This is a genomic window from Streptomyces sp. ITFR-6 (genome assembly GCF_031844725.1).
Classification (GTDB): Bacteria; Actinomycetota; Actinomycetes; order Streptomycetales; family Streptomycetaceae; genus Streptomyces.
Map to the genome: position 1 here is coordinate 6,797,517 of NZ_CP134612.1, position 19,063 is coordinate 6,816,579.

General features: G+C 72.6%; 20 protein-coding genes and 1 pseudogene. 13 read left to right on the plus strand and 8 right to left on the minus strand.

The features are described 5' to 3' along the window. Positions 1 to 140 precede the first annotated feature (140 nt). Complete coding sequence (locus tag RLT59_RS30935) at positions 141 to 932, plus strand: enoyl-CoA hydratase/isomerase family protein (RefSeq protein WP_311306454.1); 792 nt, start codon at positions 141 to 143, stop codon at positions 930 to 932. A 72-nt stretch (positions 933 to 1,004) separates the two neighbouring features. Here the strand turns inward: RLT59_RS30935 and RLT59_RS30940 are convergent, their stop codons facing one another. Next, on the minus strand, positions 1,005 to 1,751 hold the full coding sequence (locus RLT59_RS30940) for a hypothetical protein (protein WP_311306455.1): 747 nt from the start codon (positions 1,749 to 1,751) through the stop codon (positions 1,005 to 1,007). Between the two features lie 93 nt (positions 1,752 to 1,844). Between RLT59_RS30940 and RLT59_RS30945 the strand changes: the two genes are divergently transcribed. From RLT59_RS30945 to amaP, 5 genes are read left to right on the plus strand one after another with little or no spacing between them, the layout of a single operon-like run. Next, complete coding sequence (locus RLT59_RS30945; RefSeq protein WP_311306456.1) at positions 1,845 to 2,321, plus strand: Asp23/Gls24 family envelope stress response protein; 477 nt, start codon at positions 1,845 to 1,847, stop codon at positions 2,319 to 2,321. A 32-nt stretch (positions 2,322 to 2,353) separates the two neighbouring features. Then, complete coding sequence (locus RLT59_RS30950) at positions 2,354 to 2,545, plus strand: hypothetical protein (RefSeq protein ID WP_073735273.1); 192 nt, start codon at positions 2,354 to 2,356, stop codon at positions 2,543 to 2,545. Next, positions 2,542 to 2,904, plus strand: a complete 363-nt coding sequence (locus RLT59_RS30955; RefSeq protein ID WP_311306457.1) for an Asp23/Gls24 family envelope stress response protein — start codon at positions 2,542 to 2,544, stop codon at positions 2,902 to 2,904. Before RLT59_RS30950 ends, RLT59_RS30955 begins: the two co-directional genes overlap by 4 nt. Continuing rightward, the gene (locus RLT59_RS30960) at positions 2,901 to 3,587 is read left to right on the plus strand and encodes a DUF6286 domain-containing protein (protein ID WP_311306458.1); all 687 of its coding nucleotides are present in this window, start codon (positions 2,901 to 2,903) and stop codon (positions 3,585 to 3,587) included. Before RLT59_RS30955 ends, RLT59_RS30960 begins: the two co-directional genes overlap by 4 nt. Then, the gene (amaP, locus tag RLT59_RS30965; RefSeq protein ID WP_311306459.1) at positions 3,584 to 4,171 is read left to right on the plus strand and encodes an alkaline shock response membrane anchor protein AmaP; all 588 of its coding nucleotides are present in this window, start codon (positions 3,584 to 3,586) and stop codon (positions 4,169 to 4,171) included. Before RLT59_RS30960 ends, amaP begins: the two co-directional genes overlap by 4 nt. Positions 4,172 to 4,279: 108 nt before the next feature. Here amaP and RLT59_RS30970 read toward each other — a convergent pair whose 3' ends face one another. The 6 genes from RLT59_RS30970 to RLT59_RS30995 form a co-directional block, all read right to left on the minus strand. After that, positions 4,280 to 5,035, minus strand: coding sequence for an SDR family oxidoreductase (locus tag RLT59_RS30970; protein ID WP_311306460.1), 756 nt, complete (start codon positions 5,033 to 5,035; stop codon positions 4,280 to 4,282). A 4-nt stretch (positions 5,036 to 5,039) separates the two neighbouring features. Continuing rightward, positions 5,040 to 6,851, minus strand: a complete 1,812-nt coding sequence (locus RLT59_RS30975) for a glycoside hydrolase family 15 protein (RefSeq protein WP_311306461.1) — start codon at positions 6,849 to 6,851, stop codon at positions 5,040 to 5,042. Positions 6,852 to 6,965: 114 nt separating this feature from the next. After that, complete coding sequence (locus RLT59_RS30980) at positions 6,966 to 7,781, minus strand: SURF1 family cytochrome oxidase biogenesis protein (protein ID WP_311307911.1); 816 nt, start codon at positions 7,779 to 7,781, stop codon at positions 6,966 to 6,968. Positions 7,782 to 7,840: 59 nt separating this feature from the next. Further along, positions 7,841 to 8,074 carry a metallothionein gene (locus tag RLT59_RS30985; RefSeq protein WP_078852816.1) on the minus strand — a complete coding sequence of 78 codons (234 nt, stop codon included), beginning with the start codon at positions 8,072 to 8,074 and terminating at the stop codon, positions 7,841 to 7,843. Between the two features lie 63 nt (positions 8,075 to 8,137). Next, complete coding sequence (locus RLT59_RS30990) at positions 8,138 to 9,145, minus strand: DEDDh family exonuclease (RefSeq protein WP_311306462.1); 1,008 nt, start codon at positions 9,143 to 9,145, stop codon at positions 8,138 to 8,140. 40 nt (positions 9,146 to 9,185) lie between these two features. After that, positions 9,186 to 9,830, minus strand: coding sequence for a TetR/AcrR family transcriptional regulator (locus RLT59_RS30995; RefSeq protein WP_311306463.1), 645 nt, complete (start codon positions 9,828 to 9,830; stop codon positions 9,186 to 9,188). Between the two features lie 124 nt (positions 9,831 to 9,954). On the opposite strand from RLT59_RS30995, the gene RLT59_RS31000 reads away from it, so the two are divergent. The 5 genes from RLT59_RS31000 to RLT59_RS31020 are packed head-to-tail and all read left to right on the plus strand — an operon-like array spanning position 9,955 to position 14,889. Continuing rightward, entirely contained in the window at positions 9,955 to 10,755 is an 801-nt protein-coding gene (locus RLT59_RS31000) for an acetoacetate decarboxylase family protein (protein ID WP_311306464.1), read from the plus strand. After that, entirely contained in the window at positions 10,752 to 11,636 is an 885-nt protein-coding gene (locus RLT59_RS31005; RefSeq protein ID WP_311306465.1) for an SDR family NAD(P)-dependent oxidoreductase, read from the plus strand. Before RLT59_RS31000 ends, RLT59_RS31005 begins: the two co-directional genes overlap by 4 nt. A gap of 10 nt (positions 11,637 to 11,646) precedes the next feature. Then, complete coding sequence (locus tag RLT59_RS31010) at positions 11,647 to 12,927, plus strand: amidohydrolase family protein (protein ID WP_311306466.1); 1,281 nt, start codon at positions 11,647 to 11,649, stop codon at positions 12,925 to 12,927. After that, positions 12,924 to 14,150 (plus strand): amidohydrolase family protein, encoded by a 1,227-nt coding sequence (locus tag RLT59_RS31015; protein ID WP_311306467.1) that lies wholly within the window; start codon positions 12,924 to 12,926, stop codon positions 14,148 to 14,150. The genes RLT59_RS31010 and RLT59_RS31015 overlap by 4 nt, the downstream gene beginning before the upstream one ends. A gap of 25 nt (positions 14,151 to 14,175) precedes the next feature. After that, positions 14,176 to 14,889, plus strand: coding sequence for a VIT1/CCC1 transporter family protein (locus RLT59_RS31020; RefSeq protein WP_311306468.1), 714 nt, complete (start codon positions 14,176 to 14,178; stop codon positions 14,887 to 14,889). Between the two features lie 128 nt (positions 14,890 to 15,017). On the opposite strand, the pseudogene RLT59_RS31025 reads toward RLT59_RS31020, so the two are convergent. Next, a pseudogene (locus RLT59_RS31025) lies at positions 15,018 to 17,249 on the minus strand (NACHT domain-containing protein); the annotation flags it as partial. A gap of 149 nt (positions 17,250 to 17,398) precedes the next feature. On the opposite strand from RLT59_RS31025, the gene RLT59_RS31030 reads away from it, so the two are divergent. Then, positions 17,399 to 18,319: a sterol desaturase family protein gene (locus RLT59_RS31030; RefSeq protein WP_311306469.1), complete on the plus strand. Its 921-nt coding sequence runs from the start codon at positions 17,399 to 17,401 to the stop codon at positions 18,317 to 18,319. Next, a complete protein-coding gene (locus tag RLT59_RS31035) occupies positions 18,316 to 19,050 on the plus strand; it encodes a lysoplasmalogenase (RefSeq protein ID WP_311306470.1) in 735 nt (244 codons plus the stop codon). Before RLT59_RS31030 ends, RLT59_RS31035 begins: the two co-directional genes overlap by 4 nt. Positions 19,051 to 19,063 lie beyond the last annotated feature (13 nt).

Genomic DNA, 19,063 nt, shown 5'->3' on the forward strand with positions numbered 1-19,063 from the left:
CCGGACCGGAGCGGATCGCCTGATCCGCTCCGTGGCCCACCGGTTCGGTGGTGGCCACCCGGTCGATCGTATGGTCGATCGGGTGGTTACTGTTCAGTCACTCAGCTCTGTGCTGACTGCACCCGATCCGGAGGCGCTTCATGACCTCGTTCGACACTGTGCTCGACAAGGACGGCGTACGACTCACCGTCGATGACGCGGTTGCCACGGTGACCCTCACCAATCCGGCCAAGCGCAACGCTCAGTCCCCCGCTCTGTGGCGGGCGTTGACAGAGGCCGGACGGGCCCTGCCCGGCAGTGTGCGGGTCGTCGTGCTGCGTGGCGAAGGCGTGTCCTTCTCCGCCGGCCTCGACCGCCAGGCATTCACCCCCGAGGGCTTCGACGGCGAGCCGTCGTTCCTCGACATGGGGCGTGGCCCGGAGGCCGAGCTCGACGCGGTGATCGCCGAGTACCAGTCCGCGTTCACCTGGTGGCGCCGCAACGACCTCGTGTCGATCGCGGCCGTCCAGGGGCACGCCATCGGTGCGGGCTTCCAGCTCGCCCTCGCCTGCGATCTGCGGATCGTCGCCGAGGACGTGCAGTTCGCCATGCGCGAGACCAGCCTCGGTCTGGTGCCCGACCTCACCGGCACGCACCCCCTGGTGCACCTGGTGGGGTACGCACGCGCGCTCGAAATCTGCGCCACCGGCCGCTTCGTGCACGCAGAGGAGGCCGAGCGCACCGGACTGGCCAACCTCGTGGTGCCCGCGGCGGAGCTCGACGGAGCCGCCCGTGACCTGGCCGGCGCCCTGCTGGCCGCCCCGCGCGACGCCCTCGTCGAGACCAAGGCCCTGCTGAGCGGCGCCGTCTCGCGGACGTACGAGGAACAGCGCACCGCCGAACGGGCCGCGCAGGGCCGTCGGCTACGCGACCTGGCGGGCGCGTCCGACTGACCCGTCACCCGGCCGGGGGCATCCCGCCTCCGGCTTTTCGGCGCGCTGGCCCCCGGCCCAGGCGCGCCCGGCTCAGCACTCCGGCGCGCCCGGTTCAGCTTGTGGCGCGCCCGTCCCGGCCGTGGGTCCTGTCACCGCCGTGACCAGCACCGCGACCGGCGGATGCCCGTCCACCGCTTCCGTCACCGCGACCCGCACCGCGCGTGCCACGTCGAGCGCGCGGTGGCCGTCGTCCGTGGCCAGCTCGACCCGTACGTGATCCGTGTCCGTGTGCACGGCGGGGCCCAGCACCCGGGTCAGCGTCGAGACACCGGCCACCCCGGCGGCCGCCGTGCCCGCCGTGCCCTCGGCCTTCGCCGCGCGCACCCCGTCCGGCTCTGGCTCCGCCCGCTCCGGCTGGGTGTCCAGCAGCTCCGTGACCTGGAGATCCACCTCGCAGACCTCCAGGCCGAGCCGGAGCGAGGCCGCCGCCAGCAGCGCGGAGCGCAGGGCCGCCGCGGCGGCCGGCAACGGCTGGTCGGCCGTCGCCGCCATGGTCGCCTCGATGCGCAGCGGGCCCGGCGGCAGCGCACTCGGGGGAGAAGGCACCCGCGCACCGGGGGCCGTGTCCGGATCGGCCACCGCGATCCTCAGCTCACCGAGCACCGGCCCCGGTCCCCGGCCGCGTACCGCCCGGCGGAGCACCGCGACCGCGGCCCGTTCCGAGATCCAGGCCCCGTCCGCCGGGCCGCCCAGCGGGAGCAGCCTGCCCAGGCCGAGTCGTTGCCGAACCGCAGCGGTCCATCCGTCGGCCCTGTTCGGGCTGTCAGCCGTCGTCATTCCCCCAGCCTGCCGTATCCACGGCGCGAGACGGGGCAAGCGCACTTAATGTGGGCAATGAAGTCCATTCCTGCCCCGAAGGGAAGAACGGCGATGACCGAGACCCCACAGCGGAACCGGCCAGAGAACACCGACAGGGACGCGAGCTCGTCACTGACCAAGCGTGGCGGGGGAGACCCCGGCTCCCGCGGCCGTACGACGATCGCGGACGGGGTGGTCGAGAAGATCGCCGGAATGGCGGCACGCGATGTGGAAGGCGTGCACGCGATGGGCAGCGGCCTCTCCCGCACCTTCGGCGCGGTGCGCGACCGGGTGCCCGGCGGCGGCAAGTCCGTCACCCGGGGGGTGAAGGCCGAGGTCGGTGAGTCACAGACCGCCCTCGATCTGGAGATCGTCGTCGACTACGGCGTGTCGATCGCGGATGTCGCCCGTGACGTACGGGAGAACGTAGTCGCGGCCGTCGAGCGGATGACAGGTCTCGAAGTCGTCGAGGTCAACATCGCGGTGAGCGATGTGAAGCTGCCGGACGAGGATGACGACGACGACCAGCCCGAGCCACGTCTCCAGTAGTCCTCCGGTCCGAGCTAGTTGAGGAGCGCACGATGAGCATGGCTGTGGTCGGCATGGTGGCGGGCATGGCGCTCGGATTCGCCGGATATTTCGGCGGGTTCGGGGCCTTCCTGCTGGTGGCCGCGTTGGGAGCGGTCGGCTTCATCGCCGGCCGCTTCCTGGACGGTGATCTGGAGCCCGGTGACTTCTTCCGGAGTCGCGATCGCGGCGACCGACGGCGGTGAGGGCCGTGTCGGGGGCGGGCGACCGGGTCGCCGCAGCGGAGCGGGGGGAGACCCGGATCGCCGACCGGGTGGTCGCGAAGATCGCCGCCCAGGCGGCGAAGGAGGCCGTCGACGAGCCGGCAGAGGAAGGCGCGACGCCGCGCGCCACGGTCACGGTGCACCGTGACACCGCCCGGGTACGGGTGAGCCTTGAGCTCGGATATCCCGGCGACATCGGCCGCCAGTGCGGCGCGGTGCGTCAGCGGGTCGCGATGCGGGTAAAGGCGTTGGCGGGGATGGAGGTGCCCGAAGTGGCCGTACAGGTCGAGCGCCTACACCCCTCAGGAGCGAGCCTCGCGGTGCAGGGGAGGATCCGATGACCGAGCCCCAGAACCCGGAACACAGCACGCGGCGTCTGCCGACGGTCCAGCCGGTGGAGCGCGGTGACGTGCTCGAACTGGACCAGTCCGCCTCGGGCGCGTCCTACGAGCCGGTGCCCGCCAAGGACCGGGGCGAGGGCAGTGGTGGCCGCTTCTGGTCCGCCCGCCGGGTGCCGGCCGGCATCCTCGCCCTGGTGGTCCTCGGCGGCGCCGGGCTGCTGCTGTACGACGTGGCGGCGGTCCGGGCCGGCCATCCGGCGATGCAGTGGCGCCGCACCCTGGCCGACGAGCTGGCGCGGCGGCCCGTGAACGACGTCTGGGTCATGACCGGCGCGGCGGTCGCCGCGGCGATCGGCCTGTGGCTGATCCTCCTCGCGCTCACGCCCGGACTCCGCGATCTGCTGCCGATGCGCCGCAACCGCCCGGACGTCCGGGCCGCGCTCGACCGGACCGCGGCCGCGATGGTGCTGCGCGACCGGGCCGTCGAGGTCTCCGGCGTGCAGTCGGTCCGGGTCCGGATGCGCCGGAGCAAGGCGAAGGTGCGGGCCGTCTCGCACTTCCGCGAACTCGACGACGTACGGGCCGACCTGGACACCGCGCTCTCCACGGGCATCACGGAACTCGGCCTGTCCAGGCCGCCCGGACTGTCCGTCCATGTCCGCCGTCCGGCGAAGAAGGGGTGAGCGGCGTGCGCAGGACCGTCAACCGGGTACTGCTGGGCCTCGCCGGACTGGTGCTGGTCTGCGTCGGCGGCGGAGTGCTGGCCGCCGCCACCGGCCTCTCCGTCCCGTCCTGGTGGCTGTGGTCGGGGAAGAACGACGTACTGCTCAGCGAGGCCGACCGCACCCGCTGGCGCTCGGACGGCTGGTGGTGGCCGACGGTGATCGCGGTCCTCGCCGTCCTCGTCGTGCTCGCCCTGTGGTGGCTGCTGGCCCAGCTGCGCCGGGCCCGGCTCTCCGAAGTGCTGGTGGACAGCGGGGACGGCGAGGGCGCCCTGCTGCGCGGCCGGGCCCTGGAGGGTGCGCTCGCCGCGGAGGCGGGCGGCCTGGACGGGGTGGCGCGCGCCCAGGTCGTACTGACCGGGAAGCGCAGCGCACCGCGGACCAGGATCCGGCTGCTGGTGGAGCCGGACGCGGCGCCGGACGAGGCGCTGGGCCGGCTGACCGACGAGGCGCTGGCCCATGCCAGGGACTCCGCGGGGCTGGACCGGCTGCCCGCCGAAGTACGGCTCAAGGCGGTCAAGCACCGCGCGGAGCGGGTGAGCTGACGGGCGGTACGGGCGGTACGGGCAGTACGGGATACGACGACGGGCGGGCCGGAGAAGTCATCATCCGGCCCGCCCGCCGCATCCCGGCCGGCCATCGGGCCGGACGGATCAGAAGCCGTGCCGGGAGCCGCCGTCGACCGGGACCATGATGCCGGTCAGATACGAGGCGGCGGGCGAGAGCAGGAAGGCCGCCGTCCGGCCGAACTCCTGCGGGGTGCCGTAGCGGCGCAGCGGGATGCGCGCCTCGTTGGCCGTGCGCGAGGCCTCCGCGTCGCCCGAGAGCGCGTCCAGTTCACGGACCCGGTCCGTGTCGATCCGGGCCGGCAGCACGCCCACCACCCGGATGCCGCGCGGGCCCAGCTCATTGGCCAGCGATTTGGCGAACCCGGCCAGTCCGGGGCGCAGACCGTTGGAGATGGTCAGCCCGTCGATCGGCTCGTGCACGGAGCCGGAGAGCACGAAGCCGATGACCCCGCCGTCGCCGAGCGCCGCGGCGGCCACCCGGGCGAGCCGTACCGCGCCCAGGAAGACCGATTCGAAGGCCGACTGCCACTGCTCGTCGGTGTTGTCCGCGGCGGAACCGGGCGCCGGACCGCCGACGCTGATGAGGATGCCGTCGAGCCGGCCGCACCCCTCCAGCGCGGTGTCCACCAGCCGCTGCGCCACGGCCGGGTCCGCGTTGTCGGCGGCGAGCCCGACGGCGTCCGGGCCCAGCTCCTCCGCGGCGGCCCGGACGCTCGATTCGTCCCGGCCGGTGATGATCACCTTCGCACCGTCGTCCACCAGCGCCCGCGCCGTGGCGTTGCCCAGTCCCCGGGTCGCTCCGGTGACGATGTACACACGGTCCTTCAGTCCAAGATCCATGGCTCTATCCTGCCGCCTCGCCCGTCGCCGTGTCCTCGGGGGCCCGCGCCTCCGCCAGGGCCACCGCCGTACCCACCAGCCCGACGTGGCTGAAGGCCTGCGGGAAGTTGCCCAGCTGACGCTGTCCGGCGGTGTCGTACTCCTCGGCCAGCAGCCCCACGTCGTTACGGAGGGCCAGCAGCCGCTCGAACAGCTCGGTGGCCTCCTTGGTGCGCCCCGTCATCCGCAGCGCGTCGGCCAGCCAGAACGAGCAGGCCAGGAAGGCGCCCTCGCCGCCCGGCAGTCCGTCGATCGAGGGGCCGTCGGTGCTGTAGCGGCGCACCAGCCCGTCACTGCCGAGTTCGGCGCGGACCGCGTCCACCGTCCCGATGAGCCGCGGGTCGTCGGGCGGCAGAAAGCCGGTCCTGGCGATCAGCAGGGTCGCGGCGTCCAGGTCCCGTGATCCGTACGACTGGGTGAAGGTGTTGCGCACCGGGTCGTACCCCTTCTCGCAGACCTCCCGGTGCACGGCGTCCCGCATCGCCCGCCAGCGGTCGGCGTCGCCGGTCAGTGACGGGTCCTCCTCCAGGCTGCGCACGGCCCGGTCGGCCGCCACCCAGGCCATCACCTTGGAGTGCACGAAGTGGCGGCGCTGGCCGCGGATCTCCCACAGCCCCTCGTCCGGCTCGCGCCAGGTGGACTCCAGGAAGCCGAGCAGGCTGAGCTGGAGGTTCCAGGCGTGCGGTTTGTCGCCCAGACCCGCGTCGCGGGCCAACCGGAGCGAGTCGATGACCTCCCCGTACACATCGAGCTGACGCTGGCGGACCGCGGCGTTGCCGATCCGGACCGGGGCGGAGTTCTCGTAACCGCGCAGCCACGGCAGTTCCGATTCGGGCAGTCTGCGCTCGCCCGCGAGCCCGTACATGATCTGCAGGTCGGCGGGGTCCCCGGCGACGGCGCGCAGCAGCCAGTCCCGCCAGGCGCCGGCCTCCTCCAGATAGCCGGCCGAGATGAGGGCGCCGAGGGTGAGCGTGGAGTCCCGCAGCCAGCAGAAGCGGTAGTCCCAGTTCCGTACGCCGCCGATCTCCTCGGGCAGCGAGGTGGTGGGGGCCGCCACGATGCCGCCGGTCGGGCCGAAGGTGAGGGCCTTCAGGGTGATCAGGGAGCGGATCACGGCCTCCCGGTAGGGCCCCTGGTACTTGCAGCGCGCGGACCACTCGGCCCAGTCGGCGAGGGTGTTCTCCAGCGCCTCGAAGGGATCGACCAGATCGGGCCGGGGCGAGTGCGAGGGGTGCCAGGTCAGGACGAAGGCGACCTGTTCCCCGGCGGAGACGGTGAACGAGGAGCAGGTGGAGAACTGCTGGCCCCAGGTCTTGACCGGCGGCTCGCTGCGCAGCCAGGCGGAGTCCGGCCCGGCGACCGCCACCCGGTGGCCCTGCGAGCGGCGCACCCAGGGCACGACGGTGCCGAAGTCGAAGCGCAGCCGGAGCACGGAGGCCATGTCGACGGTGCCGCTGACCCCCTCGATGATCCGCATCACATCGGGTGCGGCGTCGCGCTGCGGCATGAAGTCGATGACCTTGACCGTGCCGGTACGGGTCTCCCAGAAGGTCTCCAGGACGAGGGAGTCACCGGCGTAGGCACGCCGGGTACAGGTGTCCGCGCCCTGCGGTGCGATGCGCCAGTGGCCGTTGTCCTCGTCACCGAGCAGGGCGGCGAAGCAGGCGCCCGAGTCGAAGCGGGGCAGGCAGAGCCAGTCGACAGAACCGTTCTTTCCGACCAGGGCGGCTGTCTGGAGATCGCCGATGAGGGCGTAGTCCTCGATGAGTGGTGTCACGTTCTGGCGTGTTCCCGAACATGGCCCCGGCTAAGCAGCCGTTGTCCGACGTGAGGTGGGAGTCACCCCGCCGGACGACGGTCGGGCACCGGCCCGCGCGGGCCCGACACGCCGTCAGGCCTTCGCGGGCTCCGGCTTCCCGGGCTCCGCCGGGGAGTCCTGCGCCTCGGCGGCCTCGGCCGCGGCCGCCACCAGGTCGCGCTTCTCCCGGCGGGCCAGCACCACGTAGCCGACCGGCACCCCGGCGGCGAACAGCCACCACTGCACGGCGTACGCCATGTGCGGGCCGATGGAGCTGTCGTCGGGGGCCTCGATCAGCTCGGGCTTGCCGCCGGACGGCACCGGACCGGTCTGTTCCAGGTAGCCGCCGAGCACCGGCCGGGAGAGCAGCTTGGCCTGCTGGGCGCTGTTGATCAGCATCACCTGGCGGTCCGGCAGGTCCGAGAGGTCCTTGATGCCGCTGCTGCCCGTCGTCTCGTCGGCCTTGAGCCGCCCGGTGACCGTCACCTCGCCCTTCGGCGCGGCCGGTACGTCGGGGAAGGCACGCTGGTCGTCGGCGGTGGCGATCCAGCCCCGGTTGATCATGACCGTGCCGCCGCCCTTGAGGTCGAACGGGACGAGCACGTGGAAGCCGATGCTGCCGTCGGTGGACGTCCTGCGCCGCACCACGACCTCGTGCTTCTCGTCGTACGTCCCGATGGCCTTCACCGCGCGCCAGTAGTCGGAGCGCGGAACGACGTGGCCGGGCGAGGTGAGCGCGGCGACCGGCACCGGTTTCGCCTTGAGGTTGTGCGAGATCAGGGCGTTCTGCGCGACCTTGTGCTCATGCCGGTGCAGCTGCCAGAAGCCCAGCTCGATCATCGTGGGGATCATGACGAGGGCGAGGAGGGCGAGGATCAGCCACTGCCGTGTCAACAGGAAGCGGTACACCCCATGACGGTACAACCGCGTCATGGGGTGCATCGCGGAGGGGGTCGGCTGTCCGGTGCTCAGACTTTGTCGATGATGCCCACCTTCCCCTCCGCGCGGGCGCAGTGACCGCCGCAGAACCAGTGCCCGTCGACCTCCACGCCCTGGCCGATGACCTGGACCCGGCAGTGCTCACAGATCGGTGCCATCCGGTGAATGGCGCAGGAGAAGCAGTCGAAGACGTGCACCGCGCCCTGCGCGTGCACCTCGAAGGACATCCCGTAGTCGTTTCCGCATACCTCGCAACGTGCCATGCGCCACAGGGTGGGACGCCAGGGGGCGGCGGGCGAGCGGCGGGCGGGCGAGTCGCCCCCGGTTCACTCCGATGACGGCGTGGCCGACGGGCCCTTCGGTGACTCGGCCACGTCCCGCAGGAGATGGGTGAACGCGCTCTCCTCCAGGATCGGGGTGCCGAACGACTTGGCCTTCACCGTCTTCGACGTCGCCGCGTCCGGATCGTTGGTGACGAGCAGACTGGTCAGCCGGGAGACGCTGGTCGCCACGTGCAGCCCGGCCTCCACCGCGCGGTCCTCCAGCAGCTCGCGGTCGATCGAGGTGTCCCCGGAGAACGCCACCCGCATGCCCTGCATGAGAGGTTTGTCCTTCTCGTACCGTCCCGGGTTGGGGTACGGGCAGGCCGGACGCTTCCGCGAAGGACGCCAGCCGGTCTGGCCGCCGCCGTGCGGGGCCTGGCGGCCGATCCGAGGGGTGACGGGGGAGTCCGACCACTCGGTCAGCGGCCGGCACTCCAGCAGCGGCAGCCTGAGCCCGCCGCCCGCCGCCGCGTGCAGACTCGGGCGGAACGCCTCGGCCAGCACCCGGGCGTCGTCCAGCGCGTGGTGCGCGCGCTGCTGCACGACCCCGAAGTGCGCGGCCAGTGACTCCAGCTTGTGGTTGGGCAGCGGCAGCCGCAGCTCCTTGGAGAGCGCGATGGTGCACAGCCGCTGCTGGACCGGGGCGATCACCGAGGCACGCGCGTACTCCCGGGCGAGCATCGACCAGTCGAAGGCGGCGTTGTGCGCGACCAGGACCCGGCCGGTGAGCCGTTCGGAGAGCTGGGCGGCGATCTCCGGGAAGAGCGGGGCGCCTTCGAGTACGTCACTGGTCAGCCCATGGATCCACACGGGGCCGGGATCCCGCTCCGGGTTGACCAGGGTGTACCAGTGGTCCTCGACATTGCCCTGCGCGTCCAGGCGGTAGACGGCGGCGGAGATTATCCGGTCGTCCCGTGCGAGGCCGGTGGTCTCCACGTCGACGACCGCGTACCCCTGCGGGTAGGCGGTCGGCCACGGTGCTGCGGTCTGGCGGTCGTCGAGCATGGTCACAGAGAATACGGGCCGCGACCGACAGTCCCCTAGTCGGCCGTCACCCCCGGTCCCCTTCCGACGGGCCGGAGCCCGCCAGCAGCCCGACCACCAGCGCCCGCAGCGAGGTGGCGAACAGCCGGTCCGGGTCTGCCGGGCGGGCCAGTGAGCGGGCCAGCGCCAGATCGCCGCCGGCCGTCGACCCGCCCCACAGATCGCCCTCGCCGGGTGACTGGACGGGGGACCGCTCCCGGTTCCGCTCCACCAGCAGGAAGCCGACGGTGTGGAACTGCACCGCACGGACCGCGTCCGCCGCGCGGGCGCCGCGCAGCCCGGCGGCGTGCACCTCGTGGACGAGGGCCCGCTGCGCCGGCAGGAACATCCGTTCCGTCAGCCCCCGTTCGTGGACCATCGCGATCAGATGCGGCCGGGCGCGCAGTTCGCGGCGCAGTCCGCGGGCCACCGAGACGATCCGGGCGGCCGGGCCCCGGCCGGCCGGGCGCAGGGTGCCCATCTCCTGGACGGTGCGCTCCACGAGGGCGTCCAGCAGCGACTCGCGGTTGCCGACATGCCAGTAGATCGAGGTGACGGCGGTCCCCAGCTCGGCGGCCAGCTTGCGCATGGTGAGGGTCTGCGGACCGTGCTGCCGCACCAGTCCAGCGGCGGCCACGAGGACCTCCTCGCGGGTCAGCGCCGATCGCGCCACAGCTCCTCCAGGTCCAGAACTCCGTTACACGCGCGGCTATTTACCCTTCATCGTCTCCGGTGTAACTGTGTTACAGAGCCCGGCGGAGAGCCGGGACACGGACGACGCAGAAGGGTGGCACCGCATGGCACGGGTACGGTACGGCGCGCGCACCGAGGCCCAGATCGCGGCATCCCGCGAGGCCCGGTCCAGGCTCCCCGACATCTGGTCGACCGGCGTCACCGCCGTCTGGGAGAGCGACCACGACGCGGTGGCGGCCGTCCTCCCGCCGCCCCTGAAACCCGCCGGGCGCCCGCTGGTCCGGGCGAGCGTCAGCAAGGTCGACCTGCCGGGCTATCCGCTCGGCGCGGGCTCCGTCGCCGTCGCCGCCGTCCACGACGGGCACGAGGGCTGGTACCCGCTGGTCATGCCGATGACCCACGAGCGGGCGCTGACCGGCGGCCGCGAGGTGTTCGGTGAACCGAAGAAGCTGGGTGAGGTGAGCGTCGAGCGCGAGGGTCTCGTCGTCCGGGCCGCCCTCGTCCGCCACGGCATCGCCTTCGTCGAGATCCGAGGAGCCGTCGACGGACCGCTCCCGCTGCCGGAGCCGAGCACGAAGCTCGACTTCTACTTCAAGTTCCTGCCCGCCGTGGACGGCGACGGCTTCGATTCCGGACCCGTGCTGATCCACTGCACCCGGCACGAGAAGGTCCGCAAGCTGGAGCGGATCACCGGCGACGTGGTGCTGCGCGAGTCGGTGTACGACCCGGTCGCGGACCTGCCCGTCCGCAGGCTGCTCGAACTCACCATCGGGGAGAAGACCAGTGACCAGCGGGGCAGGGCGGTGGAGCGGGTCAGCGCCGACGCGCTGCTGCCGTACGTCCACCAGCGCTACGACGATCCGCAGCAGATCCACGACGGACCGCCCGAGGGGAGCGTCCGATGAGGCTGCAGGAAGGGCAGACCGCTGTCGTCACCGGGGCCGCGAGCGGCATCGGCCTCGCCATGGCCCGCCGGTTCGCGGCCGAGGGACTGAACGTCGTCCTCGCGGACGTCGAGGAGGGTGCGCTCGACAAGGCCGCCGGTGAACTGCGCGAGGACGGCGCACGGGTGCTGGCCCGGCCGGTCGACGTCAGCGAACGGGACTCGGTGCGGGCGCTGGCCGAAGCCGCCTACGACACCTTCCGCGCCGTGCACGTGCTGTGCAACAACGCCGGGGTCGGCTCCGGCGCGGAGGGCCGGATGTGGGAGCACGAGCCGAACGACTGGAAGTGGGCCTTCGCGGTCAACGTGTGGGGCGTCTTCCACGGAATCCAGGCCTTCGTGCCGCGCATGCTCGCGGACGGCGCCCCCGGCCACGTCGTCAACACCTCCTCCGGCGACGGCGGGATCGCCCCGCTGCCCACCGCCTCCGTGTACGCGGTCACCAAGTCCGCCGTCGTCACCATGACCGAATCGCTGTACGCGCACCTGCGGGCGGAGGGCGCGGCGGTCGGCGCCTCCGTCCTCTTCCCCGGCCCGCACATGCTCCGCACCGGACTGTGGGAGTCGCACCGCAACCGCCCCGAGCGGTACGCCAAGGAGCGCCCGCGCCGCACCCCGTACCGCAGCCTCGACCAGTGGGAGAGCGCGATGAGGGCGGCGGGCCAGGAGGTGGAGTTCACCCCCGTGGAGGACGTCGCCGCGACCGTCGTGGACGGCATCCGCGCCGACCGCTTCTGGATGCTCCCCGACAGCGAGCGCAGCGACAGCCGGATCCGGGCCAGGTCGCAGTCGATGCTCGACCGGTCCAACCCGTCGTACCTGGAGAACTTCATACTCGACTGAGGAGTGAGCCATGACCGATGACGACCCGTACCTGATCATCTCCTCCGACTGCCACGCCGGACTGCCCACCGAGGAGTACCGGCCCTACCTCGACAGCCGCTTCCACCGCGAGTTCGACGAGTTCCTCGCCGGACGCGACCGCCGCCGCGAGGAGATGACCCGTCTCGGGGTCCGCAACGAGGCCTTCGCCGACAAGTGGTTCCAGGACAACGAGGAAGGCCTCAGGGGCGGCTGGGACTCCACCCAGCGGATCAAGGAGCTGGACGGCGACGGGGTGGCGGCCGAGGTCGTCTTCCCCGACGCGGACGCCGTGGACAGCCGCACCGCCGCCCCCTTCGGCGTCGGCCTCGGCCTCTCCGGCGACCAGGACCACGAGCTGGGCATGGCCGGAGCGCAGGCCCACAACCGCTGGCTCGCGGAATTCGTCTCCCGGCACCCCGAACGCCACTGCGGGGTCGCCCTGCTGCCCGTCACCGGCGAGACCGGCCGGGTCGTCGCGGAGATCCACCGGGCGAAAGAGTCCGGCCTCGGCGCCCTGATGATCCCGTCCATGTGGATGGACAAGGCCCCGTACCACGACCGCCGCTACGACCCCGTCTGGGCGGCCGCCGCCGAGACCGGGATGCCGATCGTCACCCATTCCGGCACGGCCCCGCGCCACGAGTACGGCGACCACCTCGGCATCTACGTCTCCGAGGTCACCTGGTGGCCCTCGCGCCCGCTCTGGTTCCTCCTCTGGTCGGGCGCCTTCGAACGCCATCCCGGGCTGAAGCTCGGCGTGGCCGAGTCCGGCTGCTGGTGGCTGCCGAACCTCCTCTGGTTCATGGACCGGCTCTACCTCGGCGCCCACGGCGGCAAGAAGCTCTCCCCGTTCGCGGAGCTGAAGCGCCCGCCGCACGAGTACCTCGACCGCCAGGTGTTCATCTGCGCCACCAACACCAAACGCCGCGAGCTCGCCCAGCGCTACGAGATCGGCGTCGACAACATCCTCTGGGGCAGCGACTTCCCGCACCCCGAGGGCACCTGGCCGAACACCGCGAACTGGCTCCGCGACACCTTCCACGACATCCCCGTCACCGAGACCCGCCGGATGCTCGGCCTGGCCGCCGCCGAGGTCTTCGGCTTCGACACGGACAGGCTCGCACCCGTGGCCGCGCGCATCGGCCCCACCCCCGCGGAGCTCGGCCAGAGCGCCGACCAGGCGGCGGTGGAGGCCTCCTGGGCCCGTTCCCGCGAGGTCGGCCGGCACTGGCTGACCGACCACGACTTCCCGGTCCTGGGGGCGTCATGACGGACCGCTACACGGTCATCTCCGCCGACTGCCACGCCGGCGCCGACCTCCTCGACTACAAGCCGTACCTGGAGTCGGCGTACCACGACGACTTCGACGCCTGGGCGGCCACCTACGTCAACCCGTACGAGGACCTGGTGGCCGACACCGCCGACCGCAACTGGAACTCGGACCGCCGCCTCGCGGACCTGGAGGCGGACGGCATCGTCGCGGAAGTCGTCTTTCCCAACACCATCCCGCCCTTCTTCCCCTCCGCCTCCCTGATGGCACCCGCCCCCTCCCGCGCGGAGTACGAACAGCGCTGGGCCGGGCTGCGCGCCCACAACCGCTGGCTGGCCGACTTCTGCGCTGCCGCGCCCGGCCGGCGAGCGGGCGTCGCGCAGATCCTCCTCAGCGACCCGGCGGAGGCGGCCCGCGAGGTCCGCCGCACCAAGGACGCCGGGCTCACCGGAGGCATCCTGCTGCCCGGCGCCCCGCCCGGCTCCGGCGTCGCGGAGCTGCACTCCCCGGCGTACGACCCGCTCTGGGCGGCCTGCGCCGAGCTGGACGTACCGGTCAACCACCACGGCGGCTCGGCCTCCCCGCCGCTGGGCGACGAACCGGCGGCCCGCGCCGTCTTCATGGTGGAGACCACCTGGTTCTCGCACCGGGCGCTGTGGCACCTGATCTTCGGCGGGGCGTTCCGCCGTCACCCCGGGCTGAGGCTCGTCCTCACCGAACAGGGCTCGGGCTGGATCCCGGGCATCATGGACATGCTCGACTACTACCACGCCCGGCTGGTCGCGTCGGCTTCCCGGGCTGCCACCGCGGAGTCCAAGTTCGGTGCGGGGCTGGCCGGTTCGATGGGCGCCAGCCCCAGCGAGGTCTGGCGTGAGAACTGCTACGTGGGCGCCAGTTTCATGCGCCCGCACGAGGTGCCGCTGCGCGACCGGATCGGCCTCGACAAGATCATGTGGGGCAGCGACTACCCGCACGACGAGGGCACCGCCCCCTACTCCCGGGAGGGCCTGCGCATCGCGTACGCCGGGCTGCCGCCCGCCGAGGTCGCGGCGATGACCGGCGGCAACGCGGCCCGCGTCTACGGATTCGACCTGCCCGCCCTGGACCGGATCGCCGCCACCGTCGGCCCGACGGTCGAGGAGATCGCCGAACCCCTGAAGGAGGTCCCCGCAGGCGCGACCAGCCCCGCGTTCGCACCGGGTGGGTCGGTACGGGTCTGGTAACGCCGGGGGATGAGATCATCCCCGGATGACGGATACCCCGGCGCACGACGAACCGCACAGCACGGGCATGGGCGCACGGCTGAACTGGCTGCGCGCCGCCGTGCTCGGCGCCAACGACGGTGTGGTCTCCACCGCCGGTCTCGTCGTCGGTGTCGCCGGGGCCACCGACGACCGCGGCACCCTGCTGACCGCCGGCCTGGCCGGGCTGCTGGCCGGGTCCATGTCGATGGCCGCGGGCGAGTACGTGTCGGTCTCCACCCAGCGCGACTCGGAGAAGGCCGCACTCGCCACGGAGAAGCGCGAGCTCCAGGAGACCCCGGAGGCGGAACTCGCGGAGCTCACCGGGCTCCTGGAGGGCAAGGGGCTGAGCCGCGAGGTCGCCCGCGAGGCCGCTGTCCAGCTCACCGAACGCGACGCGCTGCGCGCCCACGCGGAAGTGGAGCTGGGCATCGACCCGGACGACCTCACGAACCCCTGGCACGCGGCGGGCGCCAGCTTCCTGGCGTTCACCGCGGGCGCGCTGCTGCCGCTGCTGGCCATCGTGCTGCCCCCGACCTCGCTGCGGCTGCTGGTGACCGTGCTCTCGGTGCTCGCCGCGCTGGCCCTGACGGGCTGGGGGAGCGCCCGGCTGGGTGAGGCGGCGGTGGGGCCCGCGGTGCTGCGGAACATGGGCGGGGGTGCGCTGGCGATGGCGGTGACGTACGCGGCGGGGGAGTTGCTGGGGGCGGCGGGGGTGTAGGGCCGCTAGCGGAGGCGGATGATCCGCTCCGGTGGGAACAGCTCGTCCCCGATGGTCGGTGTGTCGCTGCCGAGGGTGATCGTGAGGGCGTCGAGATCCGCCAGGGGGGGCAGGTCGTACGGGTCGGCCTCGGGCTGGAAGGAATCCCACGCGTTGGCCAGTTGGACGGCCACCGCATCCCGTTCGTCTTCCCGGTACCGCCTCACCACCTCATACGCCGCATCGCCGCCCACCAGAGCCGCCGTCAGCACCACGTAGCCCGCCGCCGACTCATGGGACACCTCCTCCGGCCCCGGCAGCAGTTCGAGGACCAGTTCACCGAGGGCGGCCAGCCCCTCCGCCTCCTCGCGGCTGCGCGGCGGCAGCAGGTCCGCCGTCTGCCGCTGGACCTCGGCCCGCACTGCGGGATCCAGCTCCGGGGCGTGCTCCAGGCTCGCCGCCGCCAGCAGCGCCAGCCGGTTGTGGTGCTTGTGGGTCTGGGCCGCGCGCTTCAGCAACTGCCGTAGCAGCCGGGCCCGTTCCTCGGCGCGGGCGTGGCCCACCGCCATCTGCACCACGTCGTGCCACTGGTCGTCGTGCGCGTGCTTGACGAGCACCCCGAAGTCCCGGGCCTCCACCGCCGCCTTGGCCCCCAGGTAGTCCTGGAACGTCCGGTGCACGAACCCGACCGCCCCCGGCGCGGGTTCCCGCAGCAGCCCGCTCCTGATCAGGAGGTGCGCGAACACGTCCTGCGGGCTGCCCTGGACCTGGGACATCGCCGTCAGCCACTCGGTCACCATCGCCAGGGCCTCTTCGCGGTCGGCCTCCGCCTGCCCGTTGCGGATCAGCCAGTACGCCAGCGGTTGCAGCAGCGCCGTCTGCTCGTCCCGGGTCAGGTCGACGCCCTCGACCCCGGTGATGTCGCGTTCCGTGTCGCGCCGCACGAGCAGCATGTCCAGCGCGGCGTCGTACAACTCCTGACGGGCGCGCGGCAGTTGCGTGCGCCGGTCCCGGTTCAGCGCGCACAGCAGTGCGCACATCAGCGGGTTCGTCGCGAGCCTGCCCAGGTCGCGCCGCGTCCCCACGGCGCGCCACAGGGAGGCCTCGTAGCCGTCGAGCTGCTCGCGCTCCTCGTCGGAGACGCACTCGGAGTGCGCGGCCGTGTGCCAGTGCTCGATGAAGGCGCGGATGTCCTTCTTCCCCATCGCCAGCAGGGAGTGCGCCTCGAATCCGGAGCCGGACAGCCAGCTCTCCGGAACGGCGGACGGCCGGGTCGTCACCACGTACCGGGACCTCGGGTACGCCGCGATGAGGTCCTTGAGCCACTTCTCGGTACGCCGGCGCAGCCGCATCGGGACCTCGTCGACCCCGTCCACCAGCACCAGCCCGCGCCCCTCGGAGAGCAGCCGGTCCGCCCAGCCCGAGGGCGCCGCGCCGTGCAGCGGAACGCCTGCCGCGCGCAGGAAGTCCTCCGGGCCCGGCAGCCTCTCGTCCGAGGTGAACGCGCGCAGCCGCAGGACGAACGGCACACAGCGGTTCCAGTCCGCCAGCTCGCTGCCGAACGTCCGCCGGGCGGTGTTCACCGCGAGCCACTGCACCAGGGTGCTCTTGCCCGAACCCGCGGGGCCGCGCAGCAGCAGCCGGCTCGTCCCGGACAGCGCCTGCTCCACGGAGACCGTCACCGCGGCCGGGTGCTCCACCCCGTCCTGCCGGACGGCCTCGCTGCTCACCGTCAGACTGATGTAGGCCGTCTCCCGCGGCCATTCGCCCGCTGACCGCCCCAGCGTCAGCCCGAACAGCCCCATCCGGCTGTGCGTCGTGGCCACGAACTCCGCGTACCGCCGCTCGAAGTCCAGTGCCGCCGCGTCCGGGCGCGGGCCGAGCCGGTCCCGTACGTCCTCCACCAGCTCCCGGGTCCGTCCGGCCTCGCGTACCTGCTCCACCGCCGTCCGCGCCATGAACGACGGCTCTGCGGTCAGCTGCTCCACGACGCGCGCGCAGCACCGCTCCAGCAGCTCCCGGTACAGTCCGGCCGCCCGCTCGGAGAGCCCCGCCGGGGGCTCCGGGAACCCGGCGGCCAGCCGCCCGGGATCGAGGTTCACGGCGAACAGCCGGTCCGCCGTCAGCGAGTCCGCCGCCGCGAAGGTGTCCTTGACCGCCTCCACGGCGGCCAGCCGCTCGTGCTCCGGGAGGCCGGCGTACGGGGCCTCCAGCCGGCCGCCGAGCACCTTCGCCAGCCGGTCCGGCTTCGCCGGGCGGGGGAGCGGGCGCACCGGGTCCGGGACCAGTCCCGCGCCGGGCTTCGGCGCGAGCAGTGACTTGACCACAGTGCCGAGCACCGTCGTCGCCAGCCGCATCAGCGCAACTTCCAGACCGGCCACCGCAGTTCCTCCCCCTGTCGGACCCTGGTAGAGGGATCGTACGACGGCCGTGCTGTCAGAAGTCACCAAAGATTGCTGACGCCATGTCTCGCATACTTGTTGGTAACAACGTCTGTTCGCGGGCCGACCTGCGGCTCTACGGTGCTGACATGCCGACGAACCTGCCCGATGTAGTGCTCTGGTCCATACCGGCCTTCGTCCTGCTCACCGTCCTGGAAATGGCGCTCCACCACTTCCACCCCGACGAGGAGGCCGCCGGGTACGAGGCCAAGGACGCCGCCACCAGCATCACCATGGGGCTGGGCAGCCTGGTCTTCGACCTGCTGTGGAAGGTGCCCATCGTCGCCGTCTACACGGCGGTGTACGAGCTGACGCCGCTGCGCGTGCCCGTCCTGTGGTGGACCGTCCCGCTGATGCTGCTCGGGCAGGACTTCCTCTACTACTGGTCGCACCGGGGCCACCACGTCATCCGGATGCTCTGGGCCTGCCACGTGGTCCACCACTCCAGCCGGAAGTTCAACCTCTCCACCGCGCTGCGCCAGCCCTGGACCTCGCTGACCGTCTGGCCGTTCTACCTCCCGCTCATCGCCTGCGGTGTGCACCCGGCGGCGCTCGCCTTCTGCTCCTCCGCCAACCTCGTCTACCAGTTCTGGGTGCACACCGAACGTGTCGACAAGCTGCCCAGGCCCTTCGAGTACGTGCTGAACACCCCCTCCCACCACCGGGTGCACCACGCCTCCCAGGGTGGCTACCTAGACCGGAACTTCGGCGGCATCCTGATCGTGTGGGACCGCTGGTTCGGCTCCTTCACGGCGGAGACGGAACGGCCCGTGTTCGGGCTCACCAAGAACATCGACACGTTCAACCCGCTGCGGGTCGCCACCCACGAGTACGCCGCCATCGCCCGCGACGTGCGTGCCGCGGGCAGCTGGGGCGAGCGGGCCGGACGGGTCTTCCGGGGCCCCGGCTGGCAGCCCGCCGGGGCGACGGCCGCCCCAGCGACGCCTGCCACCGCCACTCCTGCCACCCCCGCCCCGGCCTCCGCTCCCGCGCGCGAGCGCACCGGATGAGCGCCGCGCGCGCCGCCGGGCCGCTGACGAACGCCGCGCCGTTCCCGGACCGGCGGGAGCGGCTCGTACGCCCCCTGCTGGCGGCCTTCCTCGCCGTCAGCGCCGCCGACCTCGTCGCGGTCCTCGCCGGCAGCGGCCTCGCGCACCTCGTCGCCAAGCCGCTGCTGATGCCGCTGCTGGCCGGGTACGCCGCCGCCCGGCGCGGGCCCCGGCCGCTGATCGCCGCACTGCTCTGCGGCTGGGTGGGCGACACGTTCCTGCTGGCCGACGCCGATGCCGCCTTCCTCATCGGGATGGGCGGCTTCGCGGCCGGACACCTCTGCTACCTCAGGCTCTTCGGACGGGCCCGCAGCGCACTGCTGCCCGCGATCCTGTACGCGGTCGTCCTGGCCGCCTTCCTCGCCCTGATCCGGGGCGGGCTGCCGGCCGGTCTGCGGTTGCCGCTGGCCGGCTACAGCCTGCTGCTCACGGCCATGGCCTACCGGTCCCGCGTGCTCGGCCGGTGCGCGGCGGCCGGCGGCGCGCTCTTCCTGCTCTCCGACGCCCTGATCGCCACCGGCATCGCGGACCGGCCGCAGCTGCCCGCCCCCGACTTCTGGGTCATGCTCACCTATGTGGCGGCCCAGCTGCTGCTGACCCTGGGAGCGCTGGGCCCAGGTGCTCGACGGCCAGGTGCTCGACGGCCGGGCGCCGGGCCCGGGGCGTACCGTGGACGGCGTACCGGCATCTGAGATCAGCAAGGAC